At 65.3% G+C, this 15,793-nt stretch carries 12 protein-coding genes; 5 read left to right on the plus strand and 7 right to left on the minus strand.

Annotation, left to right across the window (positions count from 1 at the left end; genetic code table 11):
* Positions 1-8 precede the first annotated feature (8 nt).
* A complete protein-coding gene (locus tag QCE62_RS23380; protein WP_309923662.1) occupies positions 9-2,630 on the plus strand; it encodes a circularly permuted type 2 ATP-grasp protein in 2,622 nt (873 codons plus the stop codon).
* Positions 2,627-3,523: a transglutaminase family protein gene (locus QCE62_RS23385; RefSeq protein WP_309923663.1), complete on the plus strand. Its 897-nt coding sequence runs from the start codon at positions 2,627-2,629 to the stop codon at positions 3,521-3,523. Before QCE62_RS23380 ends, QCE62_RS23385 begins: the two co-directional genes overlap by 4 nt.
* 12 nt (positions 3,524-3,535) lie before the next feature.
* Here the strand turns inward: QCE62_RS23385 and QCE62_RS23390 are convergent, their stop codons facing one another.
* Entirely contained in the window at positions 3,536-4,390 is an 855-nt protein-coding gene (locus QCE62_RS23390) for an oxidoreductase (protein ID WP_309923665.1), read from the minus strand.
* Between the two features lie 233 nt (positions 4,391-4,623).
* Between QCE62_RS23390 and QCE62_RS23395 the strand changes: the two genes are divergently transcribed.
* Positions 4,624-5,601 carry an aldo/keto reductase gene (locus QCE62_RS23395; protein WP_309923667.1) on the plus strand — a complete coding sequence of 326 codons (978 nt, stop codon included), beginning with the start codon at positions 4,624-4,626 and terminating at the stop codon, positions 5,599-5,601.
* Between the two features lie 30 nt (positions 5,602-5,631).
* Here QCE62_RS23395 and QCE62_RS23400 read toward each other — a convergent pair whose 3' ends face one another.
* The 3 genes from QCE62_RS23400 to QCE62_RS23410 all read right to left on the minus strand — a co-directional run bounded on the left by QCE62_RS23400 (position 5,632) and on the right by QCE62_RS23410 (position 9,627).
* Positions 5,632-7,185 (minus strand): phospholipase D family protein, encoded by a 1,554-nt coding sequence (locus QCE62_RS23400; RefSeq protein WP_309923669.1) that lies wholly within the window; start codon positions 7,183-7,185, stop codon positions 5,632-5,634.
* Complete coding sequence (locus tag QCE62_RS23405) at positions 7,182-8,552, minus strand: TAXI family TRAP transporter solute-binding subunit (protein ID WP_309923671.1); 1,371 nt, start codon at positions 8,550-8,552, stop codon at positions 7,182-7,184. Before QCE62_RS23405 ends, QCE62_RS23400 begins: the two co-directional genes overlap by 4 nt.
* A 169-nt stretch (positions 8,553-8,721) precedes the next feature.
* A complete protein-coding gene (locus tag QCE62_RS23410) occupies positions 8,722-9,627 on the minus strand; it encodes a hypothetical protein (protein WP_309923673.1) in 906 nt (301 codons plus the stop codon).
* 273 nt (positions 9,628-9,900) lie between these two features.
* Here QCE62_RS23410 and QCE62_RS23415 point away from each other — a divergent pair, with 273 nt between their 5' ends.
* Positions 9,901-10,854 (plus strand): D-2-hydroxyacid dehydrogenase family protein, encoded by a 954-nt coding sequence (locus QCE62_RS23415; protein ID WP_309923675.1) that lies wholly within the window; start codon positions 9,901-9,903, stop codon positions 10,852-10,854.
* Between the two features lie 9 nt (positions 10,855-10,863).
* Here QCE62_RS23415 and QCE62_RS23420 read toward each other — a convergent pair whose 3' ends face one another.
* The gene (locus QCE62_RS23420) at positions 10,864-11,286 is read right to left on the minus strand and encodes a hypothetical protein (RefSeq protein ID WP_309923677.1); all 423 of its coding nucleotides are present in this window, start codon (positions 11,284-11,286) and stop codon (positions 10,864-10,866) included.
* A gap of 163 nt (positions 11,287-11,449) precedes the next feature.
* Between QCE62_RS23420 and QCE62_RS23425 the strand changes: the two genes are divergently transcribed.
* The gene (locus QCE62_RS23425; RefSeq protein WP_309923679.1) at positions 11,450-12,598 is read left to right on the plus strand and encodes a peptidyl-alpha-hydroxyglycine alpha-amidating lyase family protein; all 1,149 of its coding nucleotides are present in this window, start codon (positions 11,450-11,452) and stop codon (positions 12,596-12,598) included.
* Here QCE62_RS23425 and QCE62_RS23430 read toward each other — a convergent pair whose 3' ends face one another.
* Positions 12,599-14,539, minus strand: a complete 1,941-nt coding sequence (locus QCE62_RS23430) for an MFS transporter (RefSeq protein ID WP_309923681.1) — start codon at positions 14,537-14,539, stop codon at positions 12,599-12,601.
* 302 nt (positions 14,540-14,841) lie between these two features.
* A complete protein-coding gene (locus QCE62_RS23435) occupies positions 14,842-15,765 on the minus strand; it encodes an AlkA N-terminal domain-containing protein (protein ID WP_309923683.1) in 924 nt (307 codons plus the stop codon).
* Positions 15,766-15,793 lie beyond the last annotated feature (28 nt).

Below are 15,793 nucleotides of genomic sequence, written 5' to 3' on the forward strand. Positions count from 1 at the left end.
GGAAGACTTTGGCCTATCAATCGACCTTGCCCTTCGACATCGCCGCCGCCCGCGCCGATGCGCTCGCGCTGCTGCGCACGTTGCCGGGGCGGCCGGGGCACTGGGACGAGTTGCGCGCTGCCTCGGGCGCCTTGCGCGAGCCGTGGCGGCAGTTCTTCGATCTGCTGGGCGAGCAGGGCATTGCGCGCCTCGACGACGGCGTCGCCGCGGTGGCCCAGCAAGTGCGCGACAACGACATCACCTACAACGTCTATGCCGACAACGGCAAGCCGCGTGCGTGGTCGCTCGACCTGTTGCCGCTCATCATCGACGAGGCGGAGTGGGCGGGCATCGAGCGAGGCGTCGCGCAGCGCGCGCGGCTGATGGAAGCCATCGTCGCCGATGTCTATGGCCCGCAGACCTTGCTGCAGCGCGGTCTGCTGCCCGCTGCGCTCGTGTTCGGAAATCCGGGCTATCTGCGTTCGGTGAAGGGCTTCGTGCCGCCGCTCGGGCGCTTCCTGCAGATCGTCGCGGTCGATCTCGCGCGTGCGCCCTCGGGCGAGTGGACCGTGATCGCGCATCGCACCGAGGTGCCGTCGGGTCTGGGCTACGTGCTGGAGAACCGGCTGATCGTCGCGAGCCTGTTCGCCGATCCGTTCCGCGCGATGCGCGTGAGCCGGCTCGCGGCGTCCTATGCGCAGCTGATTGCGACCATCGCGCAGGCCGCGCGCGCCACGATGCGCGACGACGAAGGCGGCCGCAGCAGCGCGGACGACGTGCCGCACATCGCGTTGCTGAGTCCCGGCCCGTTCAGCGAAACCTATTTCGAACATGTGTTCCTGGCGCGCTATTTCGGCGTGACGCTCGTGGAAGGCAAGGACCTCACGGTGCGTAATGACAAGCTCTATCTGAAGACGCTGGCCGGCCTGTCGCGCGTGCATGCCGTACTGCGCCGTCTCGACGACGCCTTCTGCGACCCGGTCGAACTGCGCGCCGATTCGAGCATCGGCGTGCCCGGTCTGCTGCAGGTCATGCGCGCGGGCAACGTGATGGTGTCGAACGTGCCGGGCGCGGGCTTCACGGAATCGCCCGCATTGAACGCGTTCCTCCCGGGCATCGCGCGGGCCCTGCTCGGCGAGACGCTCGAACTGCCCACCGTGCCGACCTGGTGGTGCGGCGAGGAAGCGGCCCGTCGCGAGGCCTTCGAACGATTCGACAGCGCACTCATCGCCCCGACCTGGCCGGGTGCGCAGGCGGACCGAGCGCCGGGCATCGATGCGGGCGTGCAGGTGCTGGCGGACTGGCGCGAGCGCATCGAGCGCGCGCCGGATGTCTTCACCATTCAGGCGCATCAGCCGTTCTCGTGTGCGCCGCGCTTTCACGATGGCGCGCTGGGTTCGCGCCCCTGCGTGCTGCGCGCCTATGCGGTCGCCAATCCCGAGGGCGGCTGGAGCGTCGTGCCGGGCGGCTTCACGCGGCTGGCGGCCGACCATCGCGCGACGGTGTCGATGCAGTTCGGCGGCAGCAGCGTCGATACCTGGGTGATGTCGAGCCAGGCGGGCGGTTCGGTATCGCTGCGTCCCACGCCGATCCGGCCCGGCGATCTTCGCAAACATCGGACCGTGTCGAGCCGGGCGGCCGAGAATCTTTTCTGGGCCGGCCGTTACGGCGAACGTGCCGAAAACAATGTGCGCCTGTGCCGTCTGCTGCTCGGCATGCTCGAAGGAAGCGATGCCGAGGAACTGTTTCCGACGCTGGCCGAACTGGCCGCGCAAAGCGGCCTGATCCCGTCGGGCGATACGCTCGCGCGCGCCACGCCACAAGCATTCGAACGCGTGTTGATCGCGGGCTTGCCGGAGACGCGCATCGGCACCAGCATCGGCAGCAATCTCGCGGATCAGGCGCGCGTGGGCGGCGAGATTCGCGACCGGCTCTCGACCGATCACTGGCGCGTCATTCTCGCGTCGCGCAACGACTTTCGTGATGCGCTCGTGCGCCTCGATCTCGACGAGTCTCGCCCCGAAGGCATCCCGCGTCTCGGCCGCAGCTACGATCGCGTGTTGCTGATGAACGCGCTCGAACATCTCGCGACCCAGCTCTGCGCGATCAGCGGCGCACAGGGCGACCGCATGACGCGCGACGAAGCATGGCGCCTGCTGTTCATCGGCCGGCATATTGAACGCGTTTCGACGATGGCGACCATCCTGCGCGTGGTCGCCGAATGCGGCACGCTGGCTTCGCCCGCAGGCTTCGACCTGCTTCTGCAATTGTTCGACAGCACGCTGACCTATCGCTCGCTATATCCGGGAAGACTCGAAGTGCCGGCGTTGATCGATCTCATCGTCGTCGATCAGACGAACCCGCGCGGGCTATACGGCGTCCATGCGCGCTTGCGCGTGAAGCTCGAGGAAATCGCGGCGGCGGCAGGCGGCGCACGGCGCTTGCAAGCCACGCGCTTCGCCGATCTGCTCGCGCCTGCCGACGCCTTGCCGCCGCTCGCCACGCTGTGCGAAACGCGCGGAGCCGGCCGCCATGATGCGCTGGTTGGGTTGTGCGACAGGCTGGTTGCATCGATGAACGCCGCGTCCAACGAAGTGAGCGCGCGCTATTTCAGCCACGCGAACACGCCGGCCGCGCAGGTGTCGTCATGAACATCGGCATGCACGATACCGTGCTCGCGGTGACGCACCGCACGACCTATCGCTACTCGACGCCGGTGGAGATCGCGCAGCACCTGGCGACCATCCGGCCGTTGCACTGTCCGTGGCAACAGGTAATTTCGCATACAGAACGCATTGAACCAGTGCCATCGTATGTGCATAGCCGCGTCGATTCATTCGGCAACGACGTGCTGTACTTCTCGCTGGACGCGCCGCACGAGCGTCTTTCGATGACGAGCGAAACCACCGTGCGCCTGACGCCGCGCTGGACCGCACTGGATGCGGAGGCGACGCCGCCTTGGGAAACCGTCGCGGAACGGCTGCGCTATCACGCAGGCGAGGCGTTCCTCGCGCAGGGCGAGTTCTGTTATGCGTCACCCAATATCCCGCTGGCGCACGCGTTTCGCGAGTATGCGCAGGCGAGCTTTCCTGCGGGCAGGCCGCTCGTCGCGGGCGCAATCGATCTGATGCACCGCATCCACGCGGATTTTGAATACAAGCCTTCTTCCACGTCGGTCGATACGCCAGCTTCGCGCGCATTCGAATTGCGGCATGGCGTATGTCAGGACTTCTCGCAGGTGATGATCGGCTGCTTGCGCGCGCTGGGCTTGCCCGCGCGCTATGTGAGCGGCTACCTGCGCAACGATCCGCCGCCGGGACAGCCGCGCCTCATCGGCGCGGATGCCTCGCATGCGTGGGTGTCGGTGCATTGTCCGCAGAGCGGCTGGATCGACCTCGATCCGACCAATGACGTGCTGGCCGATCTGGATCATGTGACGCTCGCCACGGGCCGCGACTACAGCGACGTGTCGCTGTTGCGCGGCATGATACTGGGCGGTGGCGCGCATCACATGGATGTCGCGGTGAACGTGCTGGCCTTGTAACGGCCTCTTGCGTTACTCGCCTTCAGGAAAGTCCGCGCCCACGGAAACCGCTTCCCAGCTGTCGAAGTCCTTGCGCAAGGCGTCGATCTTCACGCGCGCATTCGTCACCGCGGCCTTGCCGAGCAGCAGGCGCAGTGGCGGGTCCTTGCTTTCCACGGCCTGGATGATCGCTTCGGCGGCGCGCACCGGGTCGCCCGGCTGCTTGCCGCTGTAGCCACGCATCGTATCGGTGCGCGCCTGCGCGGTGCCGGCGTAATCGGCGATCGTGCGCGGCGCCTCGTTCGCCGAGCGTCCCGCCCAATCCGTGCGGAACGGACCCGGCTCGACGATCAGCACCTTGATGCCGAGCGGCGCCAGCTCATGCGACATCGATTCCGACATGCCTTCCACCGCGAACTTCGTCGCGTGATAGAAGCTCACGCCGGGGAACGCGATGATGCCGCCAATCGACGAGACATTCACGATGGTGCCGTGCTTCTGCTTGCGCATCTGCGGCAACACCGCGCGCGTCATGTCGACCAGGCCCCAGACGTTGATGTCCACCATCTTGCGCACTTCGTTCAGGTCGCTCTCTTCGAACGAACCGAAGTAACCGATGCCCGCGTTGTTCACGAGCACGTCGATGCGCCCGAACTTGTCCGTCGCCGCCGTTACCGCGGCCTGCACCTGCTCGGGCACGGTGACGTCGAGTTGGAGCACGAGCGCGAGGTCGCCGTATTGTTTGGTGAATGCTTCGAGCGTCTTCGGATTGCGCGCGGTAACGACAGTCGGATAGCCGAGCGCGAGGGTCTTTGCGGCAAGATCGCGGCCGAAGCCGGTCGAGCAGCCGGTAATGAACCAGATGGGTTGAGCAGCGGGTGTCGTCATGGGAAGCCTCTTCAGTTCAGTCAAGGGAATGAAAGCGTTCGGCGGGATGATGCGACGCAGGGCATGTTAGCAGGGGCTGCGTATTCCAGCGCAAATGGTCCGGATGGTTCACGTGACTCTGAAACATGCCGGGCAGCGCAATTCGCTGCATTGTTATAAGGTGCGAAGTTTCGCAGCATGCGCAAGAGCATGCGCGCTCGCAGTTCCTTTCGCTTCGCAAGGAGATTTGCACGATGGATTACGTGAAACTGGGTACGACCGGCCTCGACGTCTCGCGGCTCTGTCTCGGCTGCATGACCTATGGCGTGCCGGAACGCGGCACGCATCCGTGGTCGCTCGACGAGGAGAAGAGCCGTCCGCTCATCAAGGAAGCGCTGGACGCAGGCATCAACTTCTTCGACACCGCCAATGTCTATTCCGACGGTACATCTGAGGAAATCGTGGGACGCGCACTGCGCGACTTCACGAAGCGGGACGACATCGTGATTGCGTCGAAGGTGTTCAACCGCATGCGGCCCGGCCCGAATGGCGCGGGCTTGTCGCGCAAGGCCATTTTCAACGAGATCGACAACAGTCTGCGGCGCCTGGGTACCGATTATCTCGACCTGTATCAGATCCATCGCTGGGACTATGCGACGCCGATCGAGGAAACCCTTGAAGCGCTGCACGATGTCGTGAAGGCGGGCAAGGTGCGCTATATCGGCGCGTCGTCGATGTATGCGTGGCAGTTCAGCAAGGCGCTCCATACCTCACGCGCGAACGGCTGGACCGAGTTCAGGACCATGCAGAATCACCTGAACCTGCTCTATCGCGAGGAAGAGCGCGAGATGCTTCCGCTGTGCAAGGACCAGGGCATCGGCGTCCTGCCGTGGAGCCCGCTCGCACGCGGCCGTCTCACGCGTGACTGGGACACGACCAGCGCGCGTCAGGAAACAGACACCTTCGGCAGCACGCTGTACAAGACCGACGAAGCCGATCGCGCCGTAGTCGAAGCCGTGGCGGCGCTGGCTCAGAAGCGCGGCGTGCCGCGCGCGCAGGTGGCGCTGGCATGGGTCGCGCAGAAGGCGCCGGTGAGCGCGCCGATCATCGGCGCCTCGAAGCCCGGTCATATCGGCGATGCGGTCGCGGCCTTGTCGCTGAATCTCACAGCGGAAGAGATCGCTGCGCTGGAAGCGCCGTATGTGCCGCACGCAGTGTCGGGATTCAAATGATCCATGCGCGTTGAAACGAGACCGCGCGGCTCATAGCTGCGATTCGATCGGCAGCAGCCCGAGCATCCAGATACCCGCGCGTTTCAGCTTGGACACATCGGGCTCCGTTTCAAGCACGGTTGTCGTGCCGTCGGCGGCGGTGTCGATCCATACCATGCGCTGATGGCCGGCGCCGTCGTCGCGCAGTTCGACGCGCCAGGCCAGGCGGTCGATCTGCTTGCCGATGCCGTCCGCCACTTCCGTAGCGGCCTGCGCACTCTCGCAATACACGCCGATTTCCGTGTTCAGCTGCACGGAGCGCGGATCGAGATTCATCGAGCCGATGAAGATGCGCGTCCGGTCGAACACATAGGTCTTCGCGTGGAGTGAAGCCTTGGACGAACCTAATGTGCTCTGCTTTTGCATTTTGTCTTCATTATTCGATGTGACGGGCTTGAGTTCATAAAGCGTCACGCCGGCTTCGAGCATGTCGCGGCGATAGCGCTGATAGCCCGCATGCACCGCCGCCACATCCGTGGCCGCGAGCGAATTGGTGAGCACAGTGACGTGCACGCCGCGCGCGGTCATCGAACGCAGCCATTGCACGCCTTCGCTGCGCGGCACGAAATACGGCGACACGATCAGCACGTCCTTGCCAGGCTCGAAGTCCAGCGCCTTGAATTGCGACATCAGATGCCCTTCGCTGTCGCCGGGCGCGCGGGTGATCTTCGCGGGATCGTCATAGAGCAGCGTGGCCTTGCCCCAAGAGAAGGCTTCATCGTGTGCCTGAAGCACGTCGGCCATGCGCTGCCGGACTTGCGCGACATAAGGCGAATGACGTTCCGCCAGCAGATAGGCATCCAGTTTGTCGCGATAGCTTCGCAGCGCGTCGGGATCGGCGGGACGGCCCACGAGATGTTCGATCGGATAGGCCGCCGCCGAATTCCAGTAGAGATCGAATGCCTTCGACACGTCACGCACCACGGGTCCATGCACCAGCACATCGAGATCGCCGAACGACACCGTGCTGGATGCGCCGAAGTATTCATCGCCGATGTTGCGGCCGCCGAGAATGGCCGCCTGGTTGTCGGCGACGAGCGCCTTGTTGTGCATGCGGCGATTCACGCGGAAGAATTCCATCGCCGAGCCGAGCTTCTTGAAGGTGCGGTTCGCCACCGGATTGAAGAGCCGCACCTGGATGTTCGGATGCGACGCGAGCGCGAGCAGGAAGCGGTCGTCGGCATTGGTGCCGAGGTCGTCGAGCAGGAGACGCACGCGCACGCCGCGATCCGCTGCCCGCATGATCGATGCCGCCATTTCGCGGCCGGTCAGGTCGTCGTGCCAGATGTAGTACTGCAGGTCGAGCGAACGTTCGGCGCGCTCGCTCAGGATCACACGGGCAATAAGCGCGTCCATGCCGTTGGGAAGCAGATGGAAGGCGTTGTCGCCCGGATGCGCTTGTTCGCTCGTCGAGAACGCCCGGCCCAGGGACGTGCCGGCGGTGTCGGTGAAGGCTTGCGTCTGCATGCGTCCCGCCTGCGGCGGCAGGCTGGCGCAAGCGCCCAGCAGCAGCGCCAGCGCGGCCAGCCATGCGCGCAGGCTCATCGCGGGCTCTCCGTCGCGCGATCGTGCAGCGGCGCTGTACCGGCACGCCGCCGGCTTTCGCTGAGACGCGCGCGCACGAAGCCGATGTGTTCGCGCAGTACGTAGAGTGCATCGACATGGGCGAGCGGCATCTTGAGCGTGTTGAGCGACTCCTCGATGTAGTCGAGTTCGACGAGCAGCGTACGCCTTTCGTTTTCGTCGACGAGCTTCATCGCGCCGCGTTCCACCGCGATCAGCGCGCCGTAATAACGATAGATGCGCGAACGCACGCGCCAGCGATAGAGCCAGGGCACGATGCGCAGCGCCGGAAGGATCAGCACCGCGACCGGCAGCAGCAGCACGAGCGCGCGGTCCGCGACGTTCGCAAGCCAGAACGGCAGCGTGCGATACAGGAAGCTCTTGCCCGAGCGGTAGTAGCGGCTGGCATCCTCGCTGATCGGAAACTCGTGCGCGACGGCGCGTGGAAACTGCCCGGCGGGTTGCAGCAAGCTTGCCGTGCCGTGGACCTCCTGCGCGGCTTCGATGAGCAGATCGGACAGCGCGGGATGCAGGCTCGGCCGCGCGACCAGTTCGAGCATCGGGCTCACCAGATGCACGGTCTCGGGCGGAATGAGGCGGCCCAGGTCGAGTATGCCGGGCGGCAGTTCGATGTCGTCCAGATACGGGAAGAGGCGCGTATAGGCGCGCGCTTCCGTGAAGTTCATCACGGAGACGCCGGGCACGCGCAACAGACGCAGCATGAGGTCGCGCGTGGCGGAGTCGCCGGAGAGCAGCACGGCGTCCGCTTCGTTGCTGACCAGTTGCGTGGCGGCCTCCAGGCCGTCGGTCGGGAGCAACTGCGTGCCGGCGCCCGGATAGATGCCGTTTGCTGCGAGCAGCTTGAGCGACAGCGTGCGCGTGCCGCTGCCTTCACGGCCGATGGCAATCCGCTTGCCCTCCAGTTGCGACAGCAGGCTTAGCCCCTTGCCGCGATAGAACACCACCAGCGGCACATACGACACGCTGCCGAGCGAGACCAGCTTCGACGCCTGTTCCTTCGTCGCGATGCCGCCTTGCACGAGCGCGAGATCGACATGCTGTTGCGGATCGAGCAGGCGGTCGAGGTTCTGCACGGAGCCGTCCGAAGGCAGTACGTTCAGCGTGATGCCGTTGCGCGCGAGGATGCCCGCGTATTGCTTCGAGATGACGTAGAACGAGCTGTCGGGCTGGCCCGCGCTCATCGTGATGGTGCGGGGCGGCGCGGGATCGACGAGCCAGTAGACCAGCGCGGAGATGATTGCAATGACCAGCACGACGGGGCCCGCGGTCCAGATGACGTCGTGCAGGACCCCTTTCACGTGATCGTCGGGCAGATGAGGGCGCTTCATGCGATGTCTCGTCATGAGCGCGTGCTCGTGGTTGCCTGGGCGTCGGGGAAGACATCGGGCATGGCGTGCCTCTGCCGGAAGCGGCGTTGATCCGCAGTGTAACGCCTCGTGCCGGCAAAGCGACAGGGCCGGCGCAAGGGCGTTCGAACCATGGGTTCGCGGCTGCCGGTCATGCCCAGTGCGCAGGCACCCACACCGCGCCGGCATAGTGGCCCGGAATCCAGATGGCACGGCGCGGCGCGACATAGATGACCTTGACCGGCGGCGGGGGCGGGGCTACAACCACCGTCTTGACCGGCGGCGGCGTCGTCACGACGACTGCGGGGGGCGGCGGGGGAGGCGTCGTCACGACCACGGTCGCCGGCGGCGGAGGCGGCGGCACGATCAAGGGCGCGGCAACCACGGCAGCCGACCCCGTGACGACAGCCGCGCTCGTCGTGGTGACCGTGCCGCCGCCCGATACCGTCGTGACATGCGCGCCGTTCGTAGCGGTCGCGCTGCCCGACGTGACCGCGACGCCCGGCGCCACGCTCGTCGCGCTGCCCGCATGCGTGACGGTGCCGCCGCTGGCCGTATCGACCGTTCCGGAGCGGTTGCAGGTATAGCCCGCGCATTGGGTCGATGCCGTATGTGTCGACGTGTTGCCGTTCGGACCCGTCACCGAGCCCGACGAGTTGTATTGGCCCGGCGCGGTGCGCGTGACGGTATCGGTGCCGGTCGCGGTCTTGCCGTTCGGGCCGGTCGCGCTGCCGGTGTGCGTGCAGCTGCCGCCGGCGCAGCTCGTGTCGCCGGCATGCTGGACGGAGCGGCCGTTCGGGCCGTATGCAGTGCCCGTGTTGCTGAACTGTCCCGGCGCGGTGCGTGTCACCGTGCCTGAGTTGGTGGCCGTGCGGCCCCAGGGATTTTCGACGCCGCCCGCATGCGAGCAGCCGCCGCCGCCGCAGGAACCGACATGCGCGCCCTGATACTCGCCGCGCCCGGTATAGGCGGTGCCGCCGCGTGCCCAGCCCGCGAAAGCGGAGCCGCTGCACAGCGCGAGCGCTGCGGCGGTGGCGGCAACGAGCAGGGTATGCATGCCGCGCTTCTGAAGACTTCTGTTTGATGCGAAAGTCGAACGGGTATTCACGGGATGTTCCTCTCGGTTGCCTGAGCCACGTTGTGCTTCGTGTGGCGACGGAACGGACTATAGAGGCAGCCTCGTCGAAAGTCCCGCGATGACTTGTTTCACGCGATGTCATCGGTCGCAGCGGCCCGCCGCAAGGCGTCCCGACATGATTTCGCGGCTTGCGTCACACTAGCGGCTGCCGCGGATCCGCGCATTCGTCACAACAAAATCGAAGGCTTCATCATGTCCAGTTCTTCACGCATCAAGGTCGCGGTGCTCGACGATTATCAGAACCTCGCCCGGTCGATGGCCGGCTGGTCCGCGCTCGAACCGCGCGCCGACATCACCGTCTTCAACGATCACATTGCCGAACGCGAGGCGCTGCTCGAACGACTGCAACCGTTCGATGTGATCTGCGCCATGCGCGAACGCACGCCGTTCCCGCGCGACATCATCGAGCATCTGCCTAACCTCAAGCTGATCGCATCCACCGGCTCGGCCAACGCATCGATCGATCTGGAAGCCGCGGCGAAACGCGGCGTTGAAGTGCGGCATACGGGCTATTCGTCCACGCCGACGATCGAGTTCACCTGGGCCCTGATCCTCGCCATGGTGCGCGACATTTCCGGCGAGAACCGCTCGCTGAAAGAGGGCGGGTGGCAGATCGGTCTCGGCACCGAGCTTGCCGGCAAGACGCTCGGGCTGCTCGGGCTAGGACGTGTAGGGTCCGCGGTCGGCGTGATCGGCCGCGCGTTTCGCATGAACGTGATCGCGTGGAGCCAGAATCTCACCGCCGAACGCGCGGCGGAGAAGGGTATCGAACGCGTCGACAAGGACACGCTCTTCAAGACCTCGGACGTGCTCTCGGTTCATGTGCGCCTGAGCGAACGGACGCACCATCTCGTCGGCGCGGCGGAGCTCGGTCAGATGAAGCCGACCAGCCGGATCGTCAATACATCGCGTGGGCCGATCATCGACAATGCGGCGCTGATCGATGCGCTGAAGTCGAAGCGTCTGGCGGGCGCGGCCATCGACGTGTACGACCAGGAGCCGCTCGCCGCAGACGATCCGCTGCGCTCGCTGCCCAACCTGCTCGCGACGCCGCATATCGGTTATGTGTCGGAGGAGCTGTATCGCACGTTCTATGGCGATACGGTGCGCAATATCGTCGAATGGCTCGATGCCCGCAAGGACTGAATGCCACGCCTATTGGCCCTGTGAAGGCGGTTGCGGATTGTTCGCGGGATTCGTGTCGTACTTGCGGATCTCCGTGATCGCCTCGCTTGCTAGCGCGTGGAGATCCGCTTCCAGTGCATTGGCCAGGGCCTGCTCATAGACCTCGTCGCCGTTCACGTAGAAGGTGAACGCTTCGAGGTACTTCGCCTTCTTCGCGGGATTTTCGATGGTGTCGCGCGTCCATCGATACAACGGATAGCCTTCGACGCCATCCCGCTCCGCCTGCGCCACATAGTCCGCGAAGGCGTCGTACTGGCAGATCAACGTCGCATGATGTTTCGCGAGCAGGGCGCCGAGCGGCGCAAGCTTGCCGTCGAAGCGATCCTGACGCGCCATCGCGGCGCATTCAGGCGTGAGCCTGATACGAACCTGAAACAGCAAGCTTGAGTTCATGACGTCCTTTCAGTATTGAAAGCAATGGAAGCGCTCGCGTGCGCGCGCTGCAACTCTTGCACTACACTCCCGAAGCATCGCGAAGCACGCCAGCCCACGCCAGCCATCACCGTCTCTTCATTGCAGTTCTTCATTGCAGGCGACGAACAGGAGGAGGGTAACAATGAGTCTTCGGCATTCGATGTACTGCCCATGTTGCGATACTCATCCGGCTGGCGCAAGCCGCCGCCGTTTTCTTGCGCTGGCGGGTCAGGGCGCCGCGGCGCTCGCGCTGTTCCCCCATCTCGCGTACGCCGATAACGACGTGCCGTCGATTCCCTACGACTCCGTGCCCGATCCCGTGCGCTTGCCGCGCGACATGTACTTCGGCGAATGCTCGGGCGTCGCGGTCAATTCGGCGGGTCATGTGTTCGTGCTGTCGCGCGGCAACAGCACCGGGCCGGCCTACGGCGCGGCCGCTGCGCAATTGCTGGAGTTCGACCGCAATGGACGCTTCGTGCGCGAGATCGGTCATCGTCTCTATGCGTGGTCGTTCGCGCACACCGTGAAGGTGGACCGGCAGGACAACGTCTGGGTCACGGACAAGGGCTCGGACATGATCATCAAGTTCACGCCGGAAGGGCGTGTGGCGATGGTCTTCGGCCGCAAGCAGGAAGCCGCGGACGAAGAGACCGCGCCGCTCAAGCATCCGAACCCGCCCTTGCCTTCGGAGCCGGGACGCTTCCGCCAGGTCACGGACGTCGCATGGGATACCTCGGGCAACACCTACATCAGCGACGGCTACATCAATTCGCGCGTGGCGAAAGTGGATCGCGACGGCAACTGGCTCAAGTCATGGGGCGACCGCGGCACGGGACCGGGGCAGTTTCATACGCCGCACAGCATTGCCGTCGATGCGAACAACATGGTCTATGTCGCGGACCGCAGCAATCGCCGCATCCAGGTCTTCGACGGCGAAGGCAACTTCCAGCGGCAGTTCACCATCGACGTGCCGGTGCCGCCGGATGCGCGTCCGGCCATCGGCAACATGCCCGATGAGGCGGCGCTTGCAGCAGGCACCTTCGCGCCGGGATCGCCTTGGGCCATCTGCATCTCGCCGGGTCCGAATCAGGTGCTCTATTCCGCCGATGCGTTCCCCGGCCGCATCTACAAGCTGTCGCTCGACGGCAAGCTGCTCGGCGTGCTCGGCCGCTCCGGCAAGCAGCTCAAGCAGTTCGGCTGGATTCACGAGATGGCATGTCCCGCCGAGAACACGTTGTTCGTTGCCGAGTTGCTCAACTGGCGCGTGCAGAAGCTGGTGCTGCATGCGTGATCATGGACCGCTGCGTCGCCTGGAGCCCATCGACATGATGGGCCTGGGCTGTGCGTCGCGCCGTTCTTCGCGCCATGCCCGCAGCGTGTCGAGGGCCACCGAGTTGCGCACGTAGCGATGCCAGACGAAGGCGAGATCGAAGATCAGGATGGCGAGCCACCACGCATAGAGGAAGAACAGGCCGCCGAGCACGACGGGCCACAGTGGCTTGCCCGCCAGATCGCCCCATAGCCTCACGCCGACGATGAGCACCATCATCAGCGTGCCCAGCGCGACGAGCATGCGCCGTCCCCAATGCGGTTTGCGCGGCGCTATCCAGCCGCTGAGCGCGCAGACCAGTCCGGCCAGCACGAAGACCGCTTTGCCGACGAGTGGATCCGCGACATCGCGATGCAGGATGTCAGCGAACGGGCTTGCAAGGAACGCGGCGACGCCGCTCACCAGCACGAACCAGAAGAGGAGCGCGCCGGCCGCGAATGCGGCGAGGGCGACGATGCGCCATCGCAGCCATGCGCCCGTGCGATGCGTGCCGCGTGCCTTCACGAGCCGTGGGATGCGCGCGGCGATCGTGGTGCCCATCAGCAGGCAGGCGAGGGCGAATACCGAGCGTGTGAGATAAATGAACTCGGGCGCCGTGCTGGCGGAACCCGCGCCCGAATCCGATGAGGCCGTGACGGCCTTGTAGATGAAGAACACCGCCAGAAGATGCAGGGCGAAGCTGAGCAGATAGGGAATCGCCGTGCTGACGAAGCCGCGTGCGCGCCTGTCTCCCGGAGGAGTTGCTGTCTTCTCGCCGAGCACGACGTTGTCGATGAAGTGGCCGAAGACTTCGGAGTCGGTCCAGTAATCGGTATGCGCCTTGCCGGGCAGCCAATAGCGCGAGAAGCCGATGTCGTCGGCGTGTTCGTCGAACTCGAATGCGCGGCAGCCGCGGTGATCCAGGAACGCGCGCGCCGTGTCGAGCGCGAAGCCGACGGGATCTCCGTAATCGTAATAGTTGCGCCACTTGATCGGCGCCGGCAGCGTGAGCGCTCCGCCCGGACGGTCGACCTGCGTGACCGTATCGCCCTGCACTTCGCTTCTCAGCTGCATGCCTTCCCATAGCTTGGGCCAGAGCAGGATGTGCTTGTCGATGGGCGAACCGATGGTCATGAAGCCGCGCAGGCTCTGCACCCAGTCGGTGCTGATGACCTGCTTGCCGTCCTTCGGGTCCGCCACGGTGGGCATGGACAGCGCCTGCAGGATGCCGAGAAAGCTGATGACGGTGCCTTCGCTGTGCGCGACGACATAGACCTCGGGCGCGCATTGGCAACGCTCGGTGGCGAGCGCAACGAGTCGTTCCATCACGCGATGAAAACGGAAGACGATGGTGTCGCGATGCTGCTTGAAATCCGCGACGAGCTGCACGTCGCCGACGTAGTCGCGCAGCATCGGCGCGAGATCGAACTTGAAGATGCCTGCTTTCTCCGCGACGGCAAGCAGGCTCTGCATGACTGCGACGGTCTCGACGATTTCTTCCACCACGCCCGCGGCCAGCGAGAAGTCGGCAGGCTCGAGCTTGCGTTCTTCGACGTTGAGCATGTAGGCCGCCTGCGCGCGGCTGACGATGGAAAGGCCCCAGGCCTTGCTCTCCTCGAGCGTGTCGTCCTGCTTGACCACTTCGCGCGGGATGTCGGCCCAATAGACCTCGGCGAAGCCCAGCGCCGAGTAGAAGTCGCGCTGCGCCGGCGTGTAGGGGCTGGTCGCCGGAAGATCGAGCTGGCGCACGTCCACTTCGCCGACTCCGGCGATATCGAAGTAGCCGAGGGGCATGACGGGCAGCGGCGGATCGTAGCGCGCACCGAACTGGCTGGCGACCGAGCGCACCGTGTCGCTGTGCAACTGGTTGCCGATGCCGTGAATCGCGACCACGATCTTCTGCACGCGTGGTGCGATGGGCATTTCAGCCGCAGATTCAGTAGGGGGTGAGGCGGACCATGCGTTCCCAGAGCCGGCTTGTGCGTCGAGGGATGAGGCGTTCATGTGCGTCTCCCGATGGCGTTGCGTCAGCGCTTCTTGGTGTCCCTGCGTGGTATGGCATGAATGGGCCGGTCTGGTGGGTCGCCTGCATGCCCCGGCCGCGTTCGCGATGCTCGAAGGAGATTAGTTCATTTTCAATGACAAGGGGACGACTTTGGGCGTGGGGCATTCGCGGGCTGACGCGGCGCCTTGGCATTTTGCGTGCGCAATGCTGCATGCAAGATTCAACCGCCGCGCGACTGTCCCGTGGCGATCGCCACGCCGTTCCACAGATGCATTGCCGCGTAGGCGCGCCATGGCCGCCAGCGTTCCGTGCGAGCGCGTTGCTGCGCGGGTTTGACGAGCGACGGATCCCGTCTGGCGATGGCCTGCATGAGCACGAGGTCGGCGTCGGGCCAGGCATCGGGATCACGCAACGCGCGCATCGCGACATAGCCGACCGTCCAGGGTCCGATGCCGGGCATCGCGAGAAGATCGCGCTGCAGTTGGGCGGTATCGGCGCCGGGTGTGTCGAGCGGCAGCGCGCCGGAAGCAACGGCCAGGGCGAAGTGCTGCACGGCCTGGACGCGCTTCGTCGGCATGCCGATCTTGTCGAGATCCGCTGCGGCGAGTTCGGCCGGCGTCGGAAAGCGCCACGCGGTACCCTCGTGCGGGTGCCCTTCGATAGGCCTGCCCGCACGCTGGACGATGCGGTTCATGATGGTCGAAGCGCCTTTAACGCTCACCTGCTGTCCGACGATGGTGCGCACCACCAATTCGAAGCCCGACCATGCGCCCGGCACGCGCAGGCCCGGCGCGGCTTCAACGAGCGGCGCCAGGATCGGATCGGCGGACAGGCAGCGAGCGATCTCGCGCGGGTCGGCGTGCAGGTCGAACATGCGGGATAGCGGCGTCGCGAGTTCCTGCGCATGGCGCGCCGCGGCGCCTTCCACTGTCACGACCAGACGATGTTTGCGTGCATGCGGCCGGACTTCGATCGTACCCTCGTCGCCGCGCCATTCGATCGCCCGCCGATAGACGCCGTTATCGACCGATTCCACTCCCGCCGACGCCCGCCCGCCGATGAAGCCCAACATGCGGGTCCAGTCGAACGGACGCCTGAAGGGCAGTTCGAGCGAGGCGCTCGGTGCGTCAATGGTTGAATGCATTCTGAATGCAGGATGCCGGATGGTCGAA

Origin of the sequence: Caballeronia sp. LZ033 (assembly GCF_031451265.1) — a bacterium.
Lineage (GTDB): Bacteria > Pseudomonadota > Gammaproteobacteria > Burkholderiales > Burkholderiaceae > Caballeronia.

Excerpts from the sequence above, each read along its gene's own strand:
- QCE62_RS23430 (WP_309923681.1), bottom strand. The coding sequence starts at position 14,539 with ATGCCCATCGCACCACGCGTGCAGAAGATCGTGGTCGCGATTCACGGC.
- QCE62_RS23405 (WP_309923671.1), bottom strand. The coding sequence starts at position 8,552 with ATGAAGCGCCCTCATCTGCCCGACGATCACGTGAAAGGGGTCCTGCAC.
- QCE62_RS23435 (WP_309923683.1), bottom strand. The coding sequence starts at position 15,765 with ATGCATTCAACCATTGACGCACCGAGCGCCTCGCTCGAACTGCCCTTC.
- QCE62_RS23390 (WP_309923665.1), bottom strand. The coding sequence starts at position 4,390 with ATGACGACACCCGCTGCTCAACCCATCTGGTTCATTACCGGCTGCTCG.
- QCE62_RS23410 (WP_309923673.1), bottom strand. The coding sequence starts at position 9,627 with ATGCATACCCTGCTCGTTGCCGCCACCGCCGCAGCGCTCGCGCTGTGC.
- QCE62_RS23420 (WP_309923677.1), bottom strand. The coding sequence starts at position 11,286 with ATGAACTCAAGCTTGCTGTTTCAGGTTCGTATCAGGCTCACGCCTGAA.
- QCE62_RS23400 (WP_309923669.1), bottom strand. The coding sequence starts at position 7,185 with ATGAGCCTGCGCGCATGGCTGGCCGCGCTGGCGCTGCTGCTGGGCGCT.
- QCE62_RS23395 (WP_309923667.1), top strand. The coding sequence starts at position 4,624 with ATGGATTACGTGAAACTGGGTACGACCGGCCTCGACGTCTCGCGGCTC.
- QCE62_RS23425 (WP_309923679.1), top strand. The coding sequence starts at position 11,450 with ATGAGTCTTCGGCATTCGATGTACTGCCCATGTTGCGATACTCATCCG.
- QCE62_RS23385 (WP_309923663.1), top strand. The coding sequence starts at position 2,627 with ATGAACATCGGCATGCACGATACCGTGCTCGCGGTGACGCACCGCACG.
- QCE62_RS23415 (WP_309923675.1), top strand. The coding sequence starts at position 9,901 with ATGTCCAGTTCTTCACGCATCAAGGTCGCGGTGCTCGACGATTATCAG.